Raw genomic sequence first — 16,723 nt, 5'->3', positions numbered from 1 at the left:
GCGCTCCCCTTTTCACTTTTTCAGGCCTCATTCCATGTTCAGTTACCGCCACGCGTTCCATGCCGGCAACCACGCCGACGTGCTCAAGCACACGGTCCTGATTGCCACCCTCGACCACCTGCTTGAAAAAGACGCCGCGCTGACCGTCGTCGACACCCACGCAGGCGCCGGCCTGTACCGGCTCGACGGCGACTACGCCGGCACCAGCGGCGAAGCGGCCGACGGCGTGCTGCGCTTCTTCCCCGCGCCGACAAAAGCGGCCGAAACGCCCGCGCCAGCCGCGAAAACGGCTGGCAAGAAAGCGGCAGCCCCCGCCGAGGAAAAGCCGGTCGCCGAAGCCATCGCCCGCTACCTCAGCGTGATCCACGACTTCAACCCCAAGGGCGGCGCCCGCGTCTACCCCGGCTCGCCGTTCATCGTGCAGCACCTGCTGCGCGACCACGACAAGCTCAAGCTGTTCGAGCTGCACCCGACCGATTCGCGCACGCTCGGCGCCAACATCGCGCAGCTCGAAGCCGGCCGGCAGATCGCCGTGTTGACCGAAGACGGCTTCGGCAGCGCCACCAAGTTCCTGCCGCCGCCCTCGCGCCGCGCGCTGGTGCTGATGGACCCGAGTTACGAAATGAAGACCGACTACGGCCGCGTGCTCGACTTCGCGGCCGAGGCGCTCAAGCGCTTCGCCACGGGCACGTATGCCGTCTGGTACCCGATCATTCCGCGCCCCGAGGCGCACGACCTGCCGCGCCGCCTGAAGACGATGGCGACCAAGGCCGGCAAGTCGTGGCTGCACGCCACGCTGACCGTCAAGTCGAGCAAGATCACGAAGGACGCCGCCTCGGGCGAAACGCAGCGTCCGGGCCTGCCGGCGAGCGGGATGTTCCTGATCAACCCGCCCTACACGCTGAAGGCGCAACTGGCCGAGGCACTGCCCCAGCTGGCCGAGCGCCTGGCGCAAGACCGCAACGCCGCCTACTCGCTCGAGAGCGGCGGCTGAGGCCGGCCGCTCAGCGGCGCTTGCGCGGCGGCACGACCGCCCGCTTGCGCGCAGGGGCCGGCGCACGCACGCGCGACGTCGGCGCTTCCGGCGCAGCCTGCAGGTCGCCCGCGGCCACGGCCTCGCCGCCGCAGCGCATGCCTTCGCGGTCGATGACCGACAGCGCCACCTGCTTGATGCCCAGCCCCGTGAGGCCGATGCGGTCGGCCGCGGCGCGGCTCAGGTCGATGATGCGGCCCGGCGTGAAGGGCCCGCGGTCGTTGACGCGCACCAGCACCTCGCTGCCATTGACCAGGCTGCGCACGCACACGCGCGTGTTGAAGGGCAGCGTCTTGTGGGCCGCCGTCATGGCGCCCATGTCGAAGCGCTCGCCGTTGGCGGTCTTGCGCTGATGGAACTGGATGCCGTACCACGAGGCCCCGCCGCGCTCGAAGATCTCGCGCGGCTCATCACCAGGCACGCCGTCGTCCAGCGCCTCGCCGGTGCCGGACACCGCGAGGTCGTAGCGCACCGACGGCACGGCCGAGCGCGGGGCGGCGCCGGGCGGCACGGCCAGGCCGCGTCCCAGCGGCTGCAGCCGCTTGCCGGACGCCGCCGGCACGGCGGCGGTGTCCGCGTCTTTCTCCTGCGTGGCAGGCGGCATGGTGCACCCTGCGAGCACGCAGGAGACCGCGACGGCGACCGCGCGCAGCCCTCTCAATCCAGGCGCTCCAGGATCGCCAGCGTGGCCGCCGACTGGTTCATCGTGTAGAAGTGGATCGCGGGTGCGCCGCCCTTTTGCAGGCGCTCGCACAGGTCGGTCACCACGTCCAGGCCGAAGGCCTTGATCGAGGCCGTGTCGTCGCCGAAGCCCTGCAGGCGCAGGCGAATCCAGCGCGGAATCTCGGCGCCGCAGGCGTCCGAGAAACGCATGAGCTGCGTCGAGCTCGTGATGGGCATGATGCCCGGCACGATCGGCGTGTCGAGCCCCAGCTTGCGCGCGTCGTCGACGAAGCGGAAGTAGGCCTCGGGGCTGAAGAAATACTGCGTGATGGCCGAGTCGGCCCCCGCCTTCACCTTGGTCTCGAAGGCCTGCAGGTCGGCTTCGGGCGAGCGCGCCTGCGGGTGAATTTCGGGGTAGCAGGCCACCTCGATGTGGAAGTCGCGGCCGGTCTCTTCGCGGATGAAGGCGACGAGGTCGCTCGCGTACTGGAACTCGCCACCGATGCCGTAGCCGCTGGGCAGGTCGCCGCGCAGCGCCACGAGGCGCTTCACGCCGATGGCCTTCAGCTCGGCCAGCTGCTCGCGCACAGTGGCGCGCGTGGCGCCGATGCACGAGAAGTGGCTGGCGGCGTCCACGCCCTCGGCCAGGATCTCTTGCACCGCACCGAAGGTGCCCTGGTGCGTGGAGCCGCCCGCGCCGTAGGTGACCGAGCAGAACTGCGGCTTGCGCACATACAGCTGCTGGCGCACGGCGCGCAGCTTGACCGCGCCTTCGGGCGTCTTGGTCGGGAAGAATTCGAAACTCAGCGGAAGGCGCACCTGCGTCTCCTTAGGAACCGTCGCCCGCCTTGGCAGCAGCACGAACGGCGTGAATGAAAAACTCGCGGTTGCCGTCGCCCCCGGCGATCGGGCTGTCGAACCAGCGCAGCACCTTCAGCCCGAGCGCCGCGCAGGCGTCGTGCAGGCGCTTCTCGACCACAGGGTACATCGCCTCGTCGCGCACGATGCCACCCTTGCCGACCTGGCCGGGCTGCAACTCGAACTGCGGCTTGACCAGCATCAGCAACTGGCCGTCGTCGGCCAGGAACTGCACCACGGCCGGCAGTACCAGCGTGAGCGAGATGAACGACAGGTCGCCGACGATGAGGTCGAAGCGGGGTTCAGGCGGGGCTTCGACAACTTCGACCGCCTCGCCAGTTTCTGCGCCTTCTTCATCGTCCACCTGCAGATCGGCCGGCGACAACGCCCGCGCATTGACGCCTTCGATGGCGACCACGCGTTCGTCCTCGCGCATGCGCGGATGCAGCTGCCCGTGGCCCACATCGATGCCCACCACCTTGGCGGCACCGTGCTGCAACAAGCAGTCGGTGAAACCGCCGGTCGACTGGCCGACGTCCAGGCAGAGCCTGCCCGTCGGGTCCACGCCGCTGGCTTTCAGCGCACCTTCGAGCTTGAGGCCGCCGCGCGACACGTAGCGTGCCTCGGCGGCGTCGGCGAGCTCGAGCTCGGCCGACTCGGGCACTTCGTCCTTGTTCTTGACGACATTGCGCCACGCGTCGCTCGTGCCCGCGTCACGCCAGCGCATGCCGCCGGCGATGAGCCGGACGGCTTGCGAACGCGACGCGGCCATACCGCGTTCTACCAACAGTTGATCGGCGCGCACGCGGATCAATAACGGTAGGTGTCCGGCTTGTAAGGGCCGTTCTTGCTCACGCCGATGTAGGCGGCCTGGGCGTCGGTCAGCTCGGTGAGCATGGCGCCGACCTTCTTCAGGTGCAGGCGCGCGACCTTCTCGTCCAGGTGCTTGGGCAGGACGTAGACCTTGCCGGCTTGATACGCATCAGGCTTGGTGAACAGCTCGATCTGGGCAATGGTCTGGTTGGCGAACGACGACGACATCACGAAGCTCGGGTGGCCCGTGCCGCAGCCCAGGTTCACGAGGCGGCCCTTGGCCAGCAGGATGATCTTCTTGCCGTCCGGGAAGGTGATGTGGTCCACCTGCGGCTTGATCTCTTCCCATTCGTACTTCTCGATCGACGCGACGTCGATCTCGTTGTCGAAGTGGCCGATGTTGCAGACGATGGCCTGGTCCTTCATCTTGACCATGGTGTCGTGCGTGATGACGTCCTTGTTGCCGGTGGTGGTCACGAAGATGTCGGCCTTGTCGGCGGCGTACTCCATGGTCACGACCTTGTAGCCTTCCATCGCGGCCTGCAGGGCGTTGATCGGGTCGATTTCGGTGACCCACACCTGGGCGCTCAGGGCGCGCAGGGCCTGGGCCGAGCCCTTGCCCACGTCGCCGTAGCCGGCCACGCAGGCCACCTTGCCGGCGATCATCACGTCGGTCGCGCGCTTGATGCCGTCGACCAGCGATTCGCGGCAGCCGTACAGGTTGTCGAACTTGCTCTTGGTGACCGAGTCGTTCACGTTGATGGCGCGGAACAGCAGCGTGCCCTTGGCGCTCATCTCGTTCAGGCGGTGCACGCCGGTGGTGGTCTCTTCGGTCACGCCGATGATCTCGGCCGACTTGCGGGTGTACCAGGTGTCGTCCACGGCCAGCTTGGCCTTGATGGCGGCGTACAGAATGCGCTCTTCTTCGCTGGTCGGGTTGGCGAGCACGCCCAGGTCTTTTTCAGCGCGCTGGCCCAGGTGCATGAGCAGCGTGGCGTCGCCGCCGTCGTCCAGGATCATGTTCGGGCCTTCGCCCTTCGAGCCCTTGGGACCGAAGTCGAAGATGGCGTGGGTGTAGTCCCAGTAGTCCTTCAGCGACTCGCCCTTGATGGCGAACACCGGCGTGCCGGCGGCGGCGATGGCGGCGGCGGCGTGGTCCTGCGTCGAGAAGATGTTGCACGAGGCCCAGCGCACTTCGGCGCCCAGGGCTTGCAGCGTCTCGATGAGCACGGCCGTCTGGATGGTCATGTGCAGCGAGCCCGTGATGCGCGCGCCCTTCAGGGCCTGGCCCTTCGAGAACTCTTCACGGATGGCCATCAGGCCGGGCATCTCGGTTTCGGCGATCTTGATTTCCTTGCGGCCCCAGGCGGCAAGGGACAGGTCGGCAATCGCCTGGTCGGCGGTCGAGACGGGGGTGGGCTTGAGTACAGCGCTCATGAGAACTCCAAAACTGGTTTGAAAGATGCCACTGCGTACGGGGAAGAAAAACTCACCGCGAGAACAGCGGGTGAGCGTGGTTGCGATGTGGTCCGAGCCTCACGCCTGACGGCGCTGCAACGCTCCTCGGAGCGCCGGATTGTAGTCGCGCCCGCCCGGCCCGCCAATCGACCGGGGCATCCCACATCACGGAAAGCGCCGGCGCCCGCCAGGCCGGGCCGGACGGCGCGGGCCACCCCGGGAAACTCCGCAGGCAAATCCGCGCTTGGAGCGCCCTGAGCCGCGCCGGCCCGGCGTATCGTGGCGGCGGGCCCCGGCCGCCCGGCCGCTGCCTGCATCCACCCGTTCGATTGTTTTCATCACCCGACACAGGAGATTCCGCACCATGGCCACTGCCAAGAAAGCCGCCGCGAAAAAAACCACCGCCAGCAGCGCCGGCGCGAAGCAGGCGGCGCCGTCCGCCGCGGACATGCTCGATCCGATGAAGAACCTCAAGGGCATGGCCGAGCGCCTGCAGAACCTGAACCTCACCGGCGGCGCCGGCAAGCTGCTCGACAGCGGCCGCAAGGACCTGCAGGCACTGATGCAGGCCAACGAGAAGTCCTACCAGGGCCTGCAGACCGTGGTGCAGCGACAGACCGAGATGATCAAGACGGCCATTGCCGAATGGCAGACCGCCGCCAAGGCGATGCCGGGCAAGGACCCGAAGGAAAACCTGGCCAAGCTCGACGAGCTGGGCCGCCAGTCGTTCCAGCGCGCCGTCGACGACATCAAGGAACTGGCCACCCTGGCCGCCAAATCGCAGGCCGACGCCTTCGACGTGGTGCGCCAGCGCATCCAGGCCAACGTGGACGAAGTCACGAAGCTGCTGCAGCGCAAGTAACAAGAAGCAAAGAAAGGCCCGCATGACCGCCGTCGCGCCCCGCACCGAACGGCGCACCCGCGCCAACGGCATCGAACTGGCCTGGGACAGCTTCGGCGACCCCGAGGCGCCGCCGCTGTTGCTGGTCATGGGCCTCGGCGCCCAGATGGTCGCGTGGGACGACGCGTTCTGCGCCGCCCTGGCGCAGGCCGGCGGCCACCACGTGATCCGCTTCGACAACCGCGACATCGGCCACTCCACCCACCTGCCGCACGCCGGCGTGCCCGACATCCAGGCGCTGATGCTGCAGGCCATGGCCGGGCGCCCGCTGCAGGTGCCCTACACGCTGCGCGACATGGCCGACGACTGCGCCGGCCTGCTCGACGCGCTGGGCATCGCGCGCGCCCACGTCGTGGGCGCGTCGATGGGCGGCGCCATCGGGCAGGAGATGGCCATCCACCACCCGGGCCGGATGCGCTCGCTCACCAGCATCATGTCGAGCACCGGCGACCCGGCCCTGCCGCCGCCCACGCCCGAGGCGCTGGCGGTGCTGTTCGCGCCCGCGCCGACGAGCTTCGAGGCCTACCTGCCGCACCACGCCAAGCTGTGGCGCGTGCTGCGCGGGCCCGACGCCTTTCCGCTCGATGAGGCGCGCGATGCCGAGCGCGCGCAGCTGGCCTTCCTGCGCGGCCTCAACCCGGGCGGCGTGGCGCGGCAGCTGGCGGCCGTGTTCGCGTCGGGCAACCGCAAGCCGGCGCTGCGCGCGGTGCAGGTGCCCACGCTGGTGATCCACGGCGACGTCGATCCGCTGGTGCCCGTGGCCTGCGGCATCGACGTGGCCGAGGCCATTCCCGGCGCGACGCTGCTGCGCATTCCGCGCATGGGCCATGCGCTGCCGATCGCAATGTGGCCGCAGATCATCGAGGCCATCGCCGCGCACACCGCACGGGCGGCGCGGCGCGACGATCACTGAAGAAAAAACAGACACGACAACGAACCCAGACGGAGGTGTTTTGATGAGCCAGTTTCCGTCCCTCGATCCCATGGCCCTGTGGCGCGAGCTCACGGCCCAGTGGGAAAAAAGCACCAACGAATTCGCCAACGAAACCATGGCCTCGGACCCGTTCCGCCAGGGCATGCACGGCGGCATGAACGCCTCGCTCACCGCGCAGAAGGCAGTGGGCGACCTGATGGCGCGCTACCTCACGCTGCTGAACCTGCCCACGCGCGGCGACCTGCAGGCGCTGGGCGAACAACTGCACCGCATCGACGACCACCTGGCGGGCATCCGGCGCGCGCTGGAAGGCGGGGCCGGGCCTGCCGCGCGAACCGCCGATGCAGCTGCTGCCCCGCCCCGGCCGCGCCGCACCAAGCAGCCGCCCACGGCGGCGGCAGCGCCTGCACCGGCAGCCAAGACCGCAGCCCCCAAGAAACGCCCCGCCGGAAAGCGCCGCCCATGAGCGCGCCGCCCGACACCTTCCAGCTGCCCGACATCCGCGGCGAGATCGAGCGCACGATCCAGCGCAACATCAAGGGGCTGGACTTCCTGACCTCGACCGCGCCGGCCGTCGGCCTCACGCCCAAGGACGAGATCCACCGGCGCGGCACGCTGAGCCTGTACCACTACCGCCCGATGGTCGACGAGATCTACCGCGTGCCGGTGCTCATGGTGATGGCCACCACCAACCGCGCCTACATCTTCGACCTCGCGCCGGGCCAGAGCATGGTCGAGTACCTGCTGCTCAAGGGCTACGACGTCTACGTGATGGACTGGAACGCACCGCGCCCCGACGAGAAGCGCCTGCGCATCGAAGACTACGTGCTCGACTTCATTCCCGATTCGATCCGCCGCGTGCAGGAAGACTCGGGCGAGGAAGACGTGACCATCGCCGGCTACTGCATGGGCGGCGTGCTCTCCACGCTGTACGCGGCGCTGCACCCCGGCGGGCCGATGAAGAACCTCGCGCTCTTCACCACGCCGATCGACTTCAGCCGCATGAAGCTCTTTCATGCGTGGTCCGACCGGCGCTACTTCGACGTCGACCGCCTCATCGACACCGTGGGCAACGTGCCGCCCGAGATGCTGTTCGCCTCCTTCGACATGCTGCGCCCCGCCGGGCGCGGCGCCGGGCTGGTGCAGCTGTGGGACAACATGGCCAACGACGAGTTCGTCAAGTCGTACCGCATGTTCGACCGCTGGGGCGCCGAGATGCTGCCGTTGGCCGGCGAGTACTTCCGCCAGACCGTGAAGGAGCTCATGTGGGACAACAAGCTGCACAAGGGCGAGCTGGTGCTCGGCGGGCGCCCGGTGCTGCTGAAGAACATCACCGTGCCGGTGCTGCACGCGCTGGCGCAGCACGACCACATCGTGCCCTACGAGGCGGGCCAGCCGCTGATCGCCGGCATCGGCTCCACCGACAAGGAAGAGGTGGTGCTCAAGGGCGGCCACGTGAGCCTGGCGGCCGGCACCAACGCCGTGCGGCGGCTGTGGCCCAAGCTCGACGAGTGGCTGGGCGTGCGCTCCACCTGACGAACACAACCATCCCCCTACGCTCATGACCGCCTCTTCTTCCCGCACCTACCCGCGCACCGTCGCCCACGCGGACGGCGACATCGCCCTGCGCCTCATGACCGGTGCCGACGCGCCCGCCGTGCTGGCCTTCGCGCAAGCGCTGCCGGCGCACGACCTGCTCTTTTTGCCGCGCGACATCACCGAGCCCAAGGTGATGGCCGCCTGGGTCCGCGCCATCGAGCGCGGCGACATCGACAGCGTGCTCGCCGTGCGCGACGGCGCCGTGCTGGGCTGCGCCGCCGTCATCCGCGACCCGCACTCGTGGTCGGGCCACGTGGCCGAGCTGCGCGTGCTGGTGTCGCCCACGCTGCGCGGCGGCGGCCTGGGCCAGCAGCTGGCGCAGGAGGGCTGCGCGCTGGCCTTCGCCCACGGGCAGGAAAAGATCGTCGCCCAGATGACCGTCGACCAGCGCGGCGCCATCGCCGTCTTCCAGGCCCTGGGCTTCCGGCCCGAGGCCCTGCTCACGCGCCACGTGAAGGACCGCGAGGGCAAGGCGCACGACCTCGTGGTGCTGAGCCAGGACGCGGCGCAGGTCGAGGCGCAGATGCGGGCGTACGGGGTGACGGAGGCGTTTTAGGCCCATCGGCGGGGGATTGAGGGGGTTGGCGGGGCGGCCTCCTAAAATCGGGGGATTCCCCTGCAGATTGCCCACCTTGTCTTTTCTCGCCGAAACCCGCCGCCGTCGCACCTTCGCGATCATTTCCCACCCTGACGCCGGCAAGACCACGCTGACCGAAAAATTGCTGCTGTTCTCGGGCGCGATCCAGATCGCCGGCTCGGTGAAGGCGCGCAAGGCCTCGCGCCACGCCACCTCCGACTGGATGGAAATCGAGAAGCAGCGCGGCATCTCGGTGGCCTCGTCGGTGATGCAGATGGTGTACCGCGAGCACGTGATCAACCTGCTCGACACGCCCGGCCACAAGGACTTCTCGGAAGACACCTACCGCGTGCTCACGGCCGTCGACTCGGCGCTGATGGTGATCGACGCGGCCAACGGCGTGGAAGCGCAGACGCGCCGGCTGATCGAGGTCTGCCGCCAGCGCGACACGCCCATCATCACCTTCGTCAACAAGATGGACCGCGAAGTGCGCGAGCCGCTGGACATCCTGGACGAGGTGGAGCGCGAACTCGGCATGCCCTGCGTGCCCATGACCTGGCCCGTGGGCCAGGGCAAGAGCTTCCGCGGCATCATGAACCTGCGCACGCAGGCGATGACGGTGTTCGAGTCGGGCAGCGAGCGGCTGCCGCACGACTTCGAGACCATTCCGCTGAGCGAGCGCGACACGCTCGTCAAGCGCTTCGGCGCCGACTTCGAGCACGCCATGGAAAGCATGGAACTGGCCACCGGCGCCTCGCCCACCTGGGACCGCGAGGCCTTCCTGGCGGGCAAGCAGACGCCGGTGTTCTTCGGCTCCGGCGTGAACAACTTCGGCGTGATGGAAGTGCTCGACGCACTGGTCGACCTGGCGCCCTCGCCGCAGTCGCGCACCAGCACCACGCTGGTCAACCGCCAGCCGGTGGTGAAAGAGATCCAGCCCGAGGACAAGGACTTCGCGGGCGTGGTCTTCAAGGTGCAGGCCAACATGGACGCCAACCACCGCGACCGCATCGCCTTCGTGCGCATGGCCTCGGGCAAGTACACGCCGGGCATGAAGCTGAAGGTGCAGCGCACCGCGAAGGAGCTGCGCCCGACCAGCGTCGTGACCTTCATGAGCCAGCGCCGCGAGGCGGTGGAAGAGGCCTACGCCGGCGACATCGTGGGCTTCACCACGCACGGCGGCGTGCAGCTGGGCGACACCATCACCGACGGCGCGAACCTGCAGTTCACCGGGCTGCCCTTCTTCGCGCCCGAGCTGTTCATGACCGTCATCCTGAAGAACCCGCTGCGCACCAAGCAGCTGCAGCAGGGCCTCGCCCAGCTGGGCGAGGAAGGCGCGATCCAGGTCTTCCGCCCCGAGGTCGGCGGCCCGATGCTCCTGGGCGCGGTCGGCCAGCTGCAGTTCGAAGTGGTGCAGCACCGCCTGAAGGCCGAGTACGACGCCGACGTGCGGCTCGAAGGCTGCCAGTACACGGGCGCGCGCTGGATCACGGCCGACACCCCGGCCGAGCTGCGCGAGTTCGTCCACGCCTACCCGGTGCGCATGGCCAAGGATGCGGCCGACACGCTGGCCTTCCTGTGCACCTCGCCGTACGACGTGCGGCTGGCGCAGGAGCGCTTTCCGAAGATCCACTTCCATCCGCTGCGCGAGCACGCAGGCCTGGCGCTGCAGAGCGCCGGCTGATCAGCTGCCCGACGAGGTGTAGTGGCGCAGCCCGAGGCGCCACGCACCGAACGCCGCCGCGAGGAACACGAAGCCCGCGAGCGGCGACACCCATCCGACCCAGGCCGGCGCGCCCAGCGGATCGGGCTTGCCCAGGATCGCCAGCACCGGGTAGTACGCCACGCAGGCCAGCGGCACGATGAAGGTCAGCACGCGGCGGAACCACTGCGCATAGAGCGCCAGCGGGTACTGCGCCGCCTGCACGCCGCCGTAGGTGAGCACGTTGGCGATCTCCAGGCTCTCGACGGTCCAGAACGACAGCGTGCCCTGCAGCACGAGGATGCCGAGGAACAGCGCGATGCCGCCGGCCATGGCGAACATGGCGATGGCCACGGCGCTGGGGGTCCATGCGATGTCGGCCTGCACGGTCGCGAAGGCCAGCACGAGCAGGCCCTGCAGCAGGCGGCCCAGGCGGCTGATGCGCACGTCGTGGCCCATGAGCTGCAACGCGAGCGGGCGCGGGCGCAGCAGCAACCGGTCGAAGGTGCCGGTGCGCAGGAACTCGGTGCCCAGCACGTCGAAGCCGCGGCCCAATGCGTCGGCGAGGGCGAACATGCAGTTCACGAGGCCATAGAACAGCGCGACCTCGCCGATGCCCCAGCCCTGCACCTCGCCGAAGCGATGGAACAGTGCCCAGACGGCGACCACCTCGATGCCTGTGCCGAGGAACTGGCCGAGGGTCAGCAGCAGTGCGGACGCGGGGTACCTGGCCTGGCCGCTCACCGAAGCAGCCATGAGGCGGAAGAAAAGAGAGAGCGACCCCATGCGCGCCCTAGCCCCCCTGCACCTGCAGACTGCGCATCGTGCGCCCCATCGCCATCCGCCCGAACGCAACCAGCGCGACGATCCAGAAGCACTGCAGACCCAGCGCACCGAGCGCATGCCAGCCGCCCAACTGCCCGAAGTACAGCCGCGCCGGAATATCGAACAGCCCCGCCAGCGGCTGCACCAGCAGCGCGGTCTGCCAGGCGTCGGGCAGCAGCGCCAGCGGCAGCAGGTTGCCCGAGAACACGATGACCACGGGCGTCGCCACCGCCTGGATGCCGCGCTCGTTGAGCGCCGCCGTGGTCGCCACGTTGAGCAGCATCACCATCGCGGTCGAAAGCAACAGGCCGAGCCCCACCGACAGCAGGAACGCCGTGCCGGCCACCGCGTTCGCGGGCAACTGCCAGGCCCAGTCGCCCAGCCCCACCAGAGGCAGCGCGACCGCCGCGAAGGCCGCCATCAGCGCCACGCGCGGCAGCAGGCGCGCAGCGATCCAGCCGGCCGTGCGCGCGAACCACAGCGCGTAGGCGTCCACCGGGCGCAGCCGGTCGTAGGCGACGGCGCCGGTGCGCGCGGCCTGCGCCACTTCCGGGTCGCCGAGCCAGGGCATCAGCACCAACAAACCTTGCGCGAGCCAGGTGTAGGTGATGGCCTGGGCCAGTGACATCGACGAGGCCGCGCCCGCGATGGCGCTGCCGCTGTAGAACGCAGCGAACACCATCACCTTGATGCCGCCCCACCAGCACTGCGTGGCAAAGCCCGCGAGCGCCGCGGTGCGGTACTGCAGCATCTGCAAAAAGCGTGAGACGAAGGCCGCGACATACGGCCGGGCGAGGTCGCGCGGGCCCAGGGCCGGCCTCACGCCTCGGCCGCTCCGTGCATGGCGTAGAAGCGCGCGATCACGGCTTCGATCGCGAGGCCTTCGAGGCGGATGTCTTCCACGGCGTGCGCGCCGGCGATACGGGCGATGAGCGCGGGCGCGGGGGTCTGCTTGGGGTCGAAGTCGAGCACCAGCGTCTGGCCGTCGCGCGAATGGACGGTGGCGCCGTCGACGTGCGCGGGCGGCGTGGCGTCCTGTGCAAAGTCGACCACCAGGCGGCGCTCGGCCATCACCTGCGCGCGCAGCGCCTCGACCGGGCTGTCGGCCAGCACGCGGCCGTGGCCGATGACGATCACGCGCTGGGCCAGGGCCTCGATGTCGTGCATGTCGTGCGTGGTCAGCAGCACGGTGGTGCCGCGCTCGCGGTTGGCGCGGCGCACGAAGTCGCGCACGGCGAGCTTCGAGGGCGCATCGAGGCCGATGGTCGGCTCGTCGAGGAACAGGATGTCGGGCTCGTGCAGCAGCGCCGCCGCGATCTCCGCGCGCATGCGCTGGCCCAGCGACAGCTGGCGCACCGGCTGGTCGAGCACGCGCTCCAGGTGCAGCAGCGCGACCAGCTCGTCGCGCGTGCGGCGGTAGCGCTGCGGATCGACGCGGTAGATGTCGCGTAGCAGGTCGAAGCCGTCGCCCACGGGCAGGTCCCACCACAGCTGCGTGCGCTGGCCGAAGACCACGCCGATGCGCGCCACATGCCGCTCGCGGTCGGCAAAGGGGTCGCGGCCGTCGACTTCCACGCGCCCGCCGTCGGGCCGCAGGATGCCCGACAGGATCTTGATGGTGGTCGACTTGCCCGCGCCGTTGGGCCCGATGAAACCCAGCAGCTCGCCGCGCTCCAGCGCGAACGACACGCCCGACAGCGCCTCCACCGTGCGGTGGCGGCGCTGCAGCAGGCCGCGCAACGCGCCGCGCAGGCCGGGGTCGCGCTCGGACACACGGTAGGTCTTGCGCAGGTTGTCGACGAGGATGTGAGGCATGGTGGAAGGTGCCGCGCCGGCCTGAAAGCGCGGCGGGGGCGGGATGCTACACGAAAGCAGCCGGTACGATCACGGGCCTCTTCGAGAATCCTGTCCATGTCTTCGCCTCCCCTGCCCGCCTCGCCCCACCACCTGCTGCCGCTCACGCGCTGGCCCGCCGACGCGCGCGCGGCGCTGGTCGGCGTGTTCACCGACATCGACGACACGCTCACCACCGACGGCGCGATCACACCCGACGCGCTGAAGGCGCTGGCCGACCTGAAGGCCGCGGGCCTCGCGGTGGTGGCCATCACCGGCCGGCCCGTGGGCTGGAGCCTGCCCTTCGTGAACAGCTGGCCGGTCGATGCCATCGTGGCCGAGAACGGCGCGGTGGCGCTGCGGCCCACGGCCGATGGCGGCGTCGAGAAGCGCTACCAGCAGGACGCCGCCACGCGCGCCGCCAACTTCGCGCGCATGCAGGCCGTGCTGGCGCGCATCGAGCGCGAGATTCCGGGCGCCGGCCGCGCCACCGACTCGCCCGGGCGCGAGACCGACATCGCCATCGACCACAGCGAGTTCGTGACGCTGAGCGACGACACCATCGCGCGCGTCGTCGCGCTGATGCGCGGCGAAGGCATGCATGCCACCGTGAGCAGCATCCACATCAACGGCTGGTACGGCGACAACGACAAGCTCGAGGGCGCGCGCTGGATCGTGCGCGAACTGTGGAGCCGCACACTCGACGACGAGATGGACCGCTGGGCCTACGTGGGCGACTCCACCAACGACCAGCTGATGTTCCGCAGCTTCGCGCACAGCATCGGCGTGGCGAACGTCGCGCGCTTCGTGCCGCAGCTGGAGCACCTGCCGCGCTACGTGACACAGGGCGAGCGCGGCACGGGGTTTGCGCAGGCCGCGCAGGCGGTTCTGTCGGCGCGCTGAGCCGCGCACCGCGCGGGCGTCGCGCACGAAAAAAAGGCCCGCGCAGGGCGGGCCGAATGGACCGGTTGAACGACCCTTGGAGAAACTTGCAGGGGTGAGGGTCGCGCGATGCGCGACCCTTCAGGACATCAGAACGTGTGGCGGATGCCGAACTCGTAGCCCATCGAGCTCTTGGCCTGCAGCGCGGTGCGGTTGAACGTGGTGGCGTACGACGGGCCTGCACCCACCGTGAGCCCTGCGCCGTTCTTGTTGCTGACGCGCGCGACCGTGCCGTACAGCGCGGTGCGCTTGGACAGGTTGTGCACGTAGCCCAGCGCGAGCTTGTTGGCCTTCGGATCGGCGTTGTTCACGCCGAACACGGGCACGCGATTGAAGTCGTACTTGACCTGCGAATACGACGCGCGGATCACGCCCGGGCCGACCGGCACGGTCACGCCCAGCAGGTAGCCGGTGAGGTCCACGTCCTGGCCGGGCGTGAAGATGTTCAGCGCGTTGCGCTCGTCCTTCGAACGCGAGATCTCGCCGAACAGCTTGGCCACGCCGAAGTCGTAGGTCGCGCCGAGGTTGAAGGTCTTGACCTTACCCGGGCGTGCCACCGCGGCGGCGCCGCTGCCGGTCGTGAAGCTGGTGTCGTTCTGCGCGTAGCTGGCGGCGATGTCGAACGGGCCCGTCGTGTAGCCCAGGCGACCGCCGATGTGGCGACCGGTGTTGGTGCTGGCGGCGGTGTCGGGCGACAGGCGCGTCTGCTCGGCCAGGCCGTAGGCCACGTTGCCGTAGAAGCCGCCCAGGCGCGGCAGGAAGTACTGCACCATGTTGCTCGCGCGCTTGTAGGTGCCGTTGCTGCCGTAGCCGCTGCCCGGCACGCTGGCTTCGTTGGCGTCGATGATCAGCGAGCCGCCGATGCCGGTGTCGCCGAACGGGTCGAACTGTTCTTCGTTCATCACCGTCGCGGTCTTGTCGCGGCCCAGGCGCAGTTCGCCGAAGCTGCCAGCCAGGCTCACGGTCGAGCGGCGCGTGAAGTTCGACACGCCGGTGGCGCCGTCGTCATTCGTGATCGGGGCTTCGAGCCAGAAGCTGGCCGACAGACCGCCGCCCAGGTCTTCCACGCCGCGGAAGCCGAGGCGGCTCGAGCTCAGGCCCGAATTCGCCAGCTCGGTGCGGCTGGCCTTCACGCTGTAGGCGGGACCGAAGGGGGTGGTCGAAACGCTCTTGTTCGCTACGTTGCGGTAGGCGGCATCGACCACGCCAAACAGGGTCACGGTCGATTGCGCCGACGCGGCGCCGCAGGCTGCGATGGCAGCCAGAACAAGCAGGGATTTTTTCATTTATGTCACTCCAGGAGGGGGATGTCGCTGCGCCGAAACCGGGCGCGACTTTGGGACGTCCGGGCCTTGTTGCCGCGAGACTGGGTCCGAGTTTTCCTTCACTGGAAGACAAAGGGATTACATAGGGTTAACGCCTAGATTACGGAGGGATATAGGGGGTGAGTTCAGGACAACGGTCGTGGATCGGGGTAGGCGCAGCGCACGCCTCCCCTTTTCCGGCGGGCGCTTACTTCTCTTTCGCCAACCCCAGCTTGTCGATGATCACCTTCTCGCGCACCACCGTGTCCTGCGCGAACTTGGTGTACGTGGCCGAGCTCATGTAGTTGGGCAGCATGTCGTAGCGGCCGAGCGACGCCACGTAGCTGGGCTCTTCCATCGCCTGCTTGAAGGCGTCGTGCAGCTTCTTCACGACCTCGGGCGGGGTGCCCTTGGGCGCGCCGATGCCGAAGGGCGAGTTCTGCACCACGTCGTAGCCCAGCTCCTTCAGCGTGGGCGCGTCGGGGAACTTGGCCAGGCGCCTCTCGCCCCAGGTGTTGAGCACGCGCAGCTTGCCGGCCTCGACCTGCGGCGCGAAGCCGGTGCTGTCGGCCGCCGCCATGAGCTGGCCGCTGACCACCGCGAGCATCAGGTCGGCGCTGCCCTTGTAGGGCACGTGCTGCAGCGTGATGCCGGCCTTCTGCGCCACGATCTCGGTCGTGAGGTGCGGGCTGGTCAGGTTGCCGGTCGAGCCGTAGGTGAGCTTGCCGGGGTTGGCCTTGGCGTAGGCGACGAAGTCGGCCCAGGTCTTGAAGGGGCTGTCGGCCGGCACGACGATGCCGAAGGCATAGCCGGTGACGTTCAGCACGTAGGTGATGTCCTTGAGCGGGTCCCAGTTGATCTTGGTGGTGTAGCCCAGGCGGAACACGCCCAGCGGAATCTGCGCGACGGTGTAGCCGTCGGGCTGCGCGGTCTGCAGCGCCTGCGCGGGCAGCGTGCCGCCGGCGCCGGGCTTGTTGTCGATGATCACGGGCTGGCCAAGAATCTTGCTGGCGTTGTCGGCCAGCTGGCGCATGGTGATGTCGGTCGGGCCGCCCGCGGGAAAGGCGATCACGAGCTTGATGGGCTTCGCGGGAAAGGCCTGTGCAAGCACCGCCAGCGGCGCGGCGAGGCCGCAGGCGGCCAGCGTGGCGGCACGGAGAAGGGAACGGCGAAACATGACGGAAGGCTCCTGAAGCGTGGATCGAGCCGCGCATTGGGCCTTGCCCCGTCCGGTGCAGCAATCGGGGCTCACCCGACTGCTGTCGCCGGAGCTACTCGCCC

General features: G+C 69.1%; 17 protein-coding genes and 1 riboswitch. Of the genes, 8 read left to right on the top strand and 9 right to left on the bottom strand.

What is annotated here, in order from left to right; translation table 11 throughout:
• Window positions 1-34 precede the first annotated feature (34 nt).
• Window positions 35-994, top strand: a complete 960-nt coding sequence (locus AC3WQM_RS15460; RefSeq protein ID WP_159272803.1) for a 23S rRNA (adenine(2030)-N(6))-methyltransferase RlmJ — start codon at window positions 35-37, stop codon at window positions 992-994.
• Between the two features lie 10 nt (window positions 995-1,004).
• On the opposite strand, the gene AC3WQM_RS15455 is transcribed toward AC3WQM_RS15460, so the two are convergent.
• From AC3WQM_RS15455 to ahcY, 4 genes are read right to left on the bottom strand one after another with little or no spacing between them, the layout of a single operon-like run.
• Window positions 1,005-1,637: a septal ring lytic transglycosylase RlpA family protein gene (locus AC3WQM_RS15455; protein WP_492679900.1), complete on the bottom strand. Its 633-nt coding sequence runs from the start codon at window positions 1,635-1,637 to the stop codon at window positions 1,005-1,007.
• Window positions 1,638-1,690: 53 nt separating this feature from the next.
• Window positions 1,691-2,515, bottom strand: coding sequence for a methylenetetrahydrofolate reductase [NAD(P)H] (gene metF / locus AC3WQM_RS15450; RefSeq protein ID WP_492679898.1), 825 nt, complete (start codon window positions 2,513-2,515; stop codon window positions 1,691-1,693).
• Between the two features lie 10 nt (window positions 2,516-2,525).
• Window positions 2,526-3,359, bottom strand: coding sequence for a TlyA family RNA methyltransferase (locus AC3WQM_RS15445; protein ID WP_492679896.1), 834 nt, complete (start codon window positions 3,357-3,359; stop codon window positions 2,526-2,528).
• A gap of 5 nt (window positions 3,360-3,364) precedes the next feature.
• A complete protein-coding gene (gene ahcY / locus AC3WQM_RS15440) occupies window positions 3,365-4,804 on the bottom strand; it encodes an adenosylhomocysteinase (RefSeq protein WP_095947939.1) in 1,440 nt (479 codons plus the stop codon).
• A gap of 65 nt (window positions 4,805-4,869) precedes the next feature.
• Window positions 4,870-4,938, bottom strand: a riboswitch (S-adenosyl-L-homocysteine riboswitch).
• 251 nt (window positions 4,939-5,189) lie between these two features.
• Between ahcY and phaP the strand changes: the two genes are divergently transcribed.
• From phaP to AC3WQM_RS15410, 6 genes are all read left to right on the top strand, one after another.
• Entirely contained in the window at window positions 5,190-5,687 is a 498-nt protein-coding gene (gene phaP / locus AC3WQM_RS15435; protein ID WP_062482351.1) for a TIGR01841 family phasin, read from the top strand.
• Between the two features lie 22 nt (window positions 5,688-5,709).
• Window positions 5,710-6,639 (top strand): alpha/beta fold hydrolase, encoded by a 930-nt coding sequence (locus AC3WQM_RS15430; protein WP_095947938.1) that lies wholly within the window; start codon window positions 5,710-5,712, stop codon window positions 6,637-6,639.
• 43 nt (window positions 6,640-6,682) lie between these two features.
• A complete protein-coding gene (locus tag AC3WQM_RS15425) occupies window positions 6,683-7,126 on the top strand; it encodes a hypothetical protein (RefSeq protein ID WP_492679894.1) in 444 nt (147 codons plus the stop codon).
• Window positions 7,123-8,196 (top strand): alpha/beta fold hydrolase, encoded by a 1,074-nt coding sequence (locus tag AC3WQM_RS15420; protein WP_307584315.1) that lies wholly within the window; start codon window positions 7,123-7,125, stop codon window positions 8,194-8,196. Before AC3WQM_RS15425 ends, AC3WQM_RS15420 begins: the two co-directional genes overlap by 4 nt.
• Window positions 8,197-8,221: 25 nt before the next feature.
• Window positions 8,222-8,815, top strand: a complete 594-nt coding sequence (locus AC3WQM_RS15415) for a GNAT family N-acetyltransferase (protein ID WP_307638094.1) — start codon at window positions 8,222-8,224, stop codon at window positions 8,813-8,815.
• A gap of 76 nt (window positions 8,816-8,891) precedes the next feature.
• A complete protein-coding gene (locus AC3WQM_RS15410) occupies window positions 8,892-10,520 on the top strand; it encodes a peptide chain release factor 3 (RefSeq protein WP_062482912.1) in 1,629 nt (542 codons plus the stop codon).
• Here AC3WQM_RS15410 and AC3WQM_RS15405 read toward each other — a convergent pair whose 3' ends face one another.
• The 3 genes from AC3WQM_RS15405 to AC3WQM_RS15395 form a co-directional block, all read right to left on the bottom strand.
• Window positions 10,521-11,324, bottom strand: a complete 804-nt coding sequence (locus tag AC3WQM_RS15405) for an ABC transporter permease (RefSeq protein WP_492679892.1) — start codon at window positions 11,322-11,324, stop codon at window positions 10,521-10,523.
• Between the two features lie 7 nt (window positions 11,325-11,331).
• Entirely contained in the window at window positions 11,332-12,114 is a 783-nt protein-coding gene (locus AC3WQM_RS15400) for an ABC transporter permease (RefSeq protein ID WP_492680374.1), read from the bottom strand.
• 68 nt (window positions 12,115-12,182) lie between these two features.
• Window positions 12,183-13,178: an ABC transporter ATP-binding protein gene (locus AC3WQM_RS15395; RefSeq protein ID WP_492679890.1), complete on the bottom strand. Its 996-nt coding sequence runs from the start codon at window positions 13,176-13,178 to the stop codon at window positions 12,183-12,185.
• 96 nt (window positions 13,179-13,274) lie between these two features.
• On the opposite strand from AC3WQM_RS15395, the gene AC3WQM_RS15390 reads away from it, so the two are divergent.
• Window positions 13,275-14,099: an HAD-IIB family hydrolase gene (locus tag AC3WQM_RS15390; RefSeq protein ID WP_492679888.1), complete on the top strand. Its 825-nt coding sequence runs from the start codon at window positions 13,275-13,277 to the stop codon at window positions 14,097-14,099.
• Window positions 14,100-14,227: 128 nt separating this feature from the next.
• Here the strand turns inward: AC3WQM_RS15390 and AC3WQM_RS15385 are convergent, their stop codons facing one another.
• Window positions 14,228-15,424 (bottom strand): porin, encoded by a 1,197-nt coding sequence (locus tag AC3WQM_RS15385; RefSeq protein ID WP_492679886.1) that lies wholly within the window; start codon window positions 15,422-15,424, stop codon window positions 14,228-14,230.
• A 226-nt stretch (window positions 15,425-15,650) separates the two neighbouring features.
• A complete protein-coding gene (locus AC3WQM_RS15380; RefSeq protein ID WP_492679884.1) occupies window positions 15,651-16,619 on the bottom strand; it encodes a Bug family tripartite tricarboxylate transporter substrate binding protein in 969 nt (322 codons plus the stop codon).
• Window positions 16,620-16,723 lie beyond the last annotated feature (104 nt).

The organism is Variovorax sp. FW301-JW7 (genome assembly GCF_058788795.1).
Note: the sequence above shows the minus strand (reverse complement) of the source record. Positions and strands in the feature narration are given on the sequence as shown.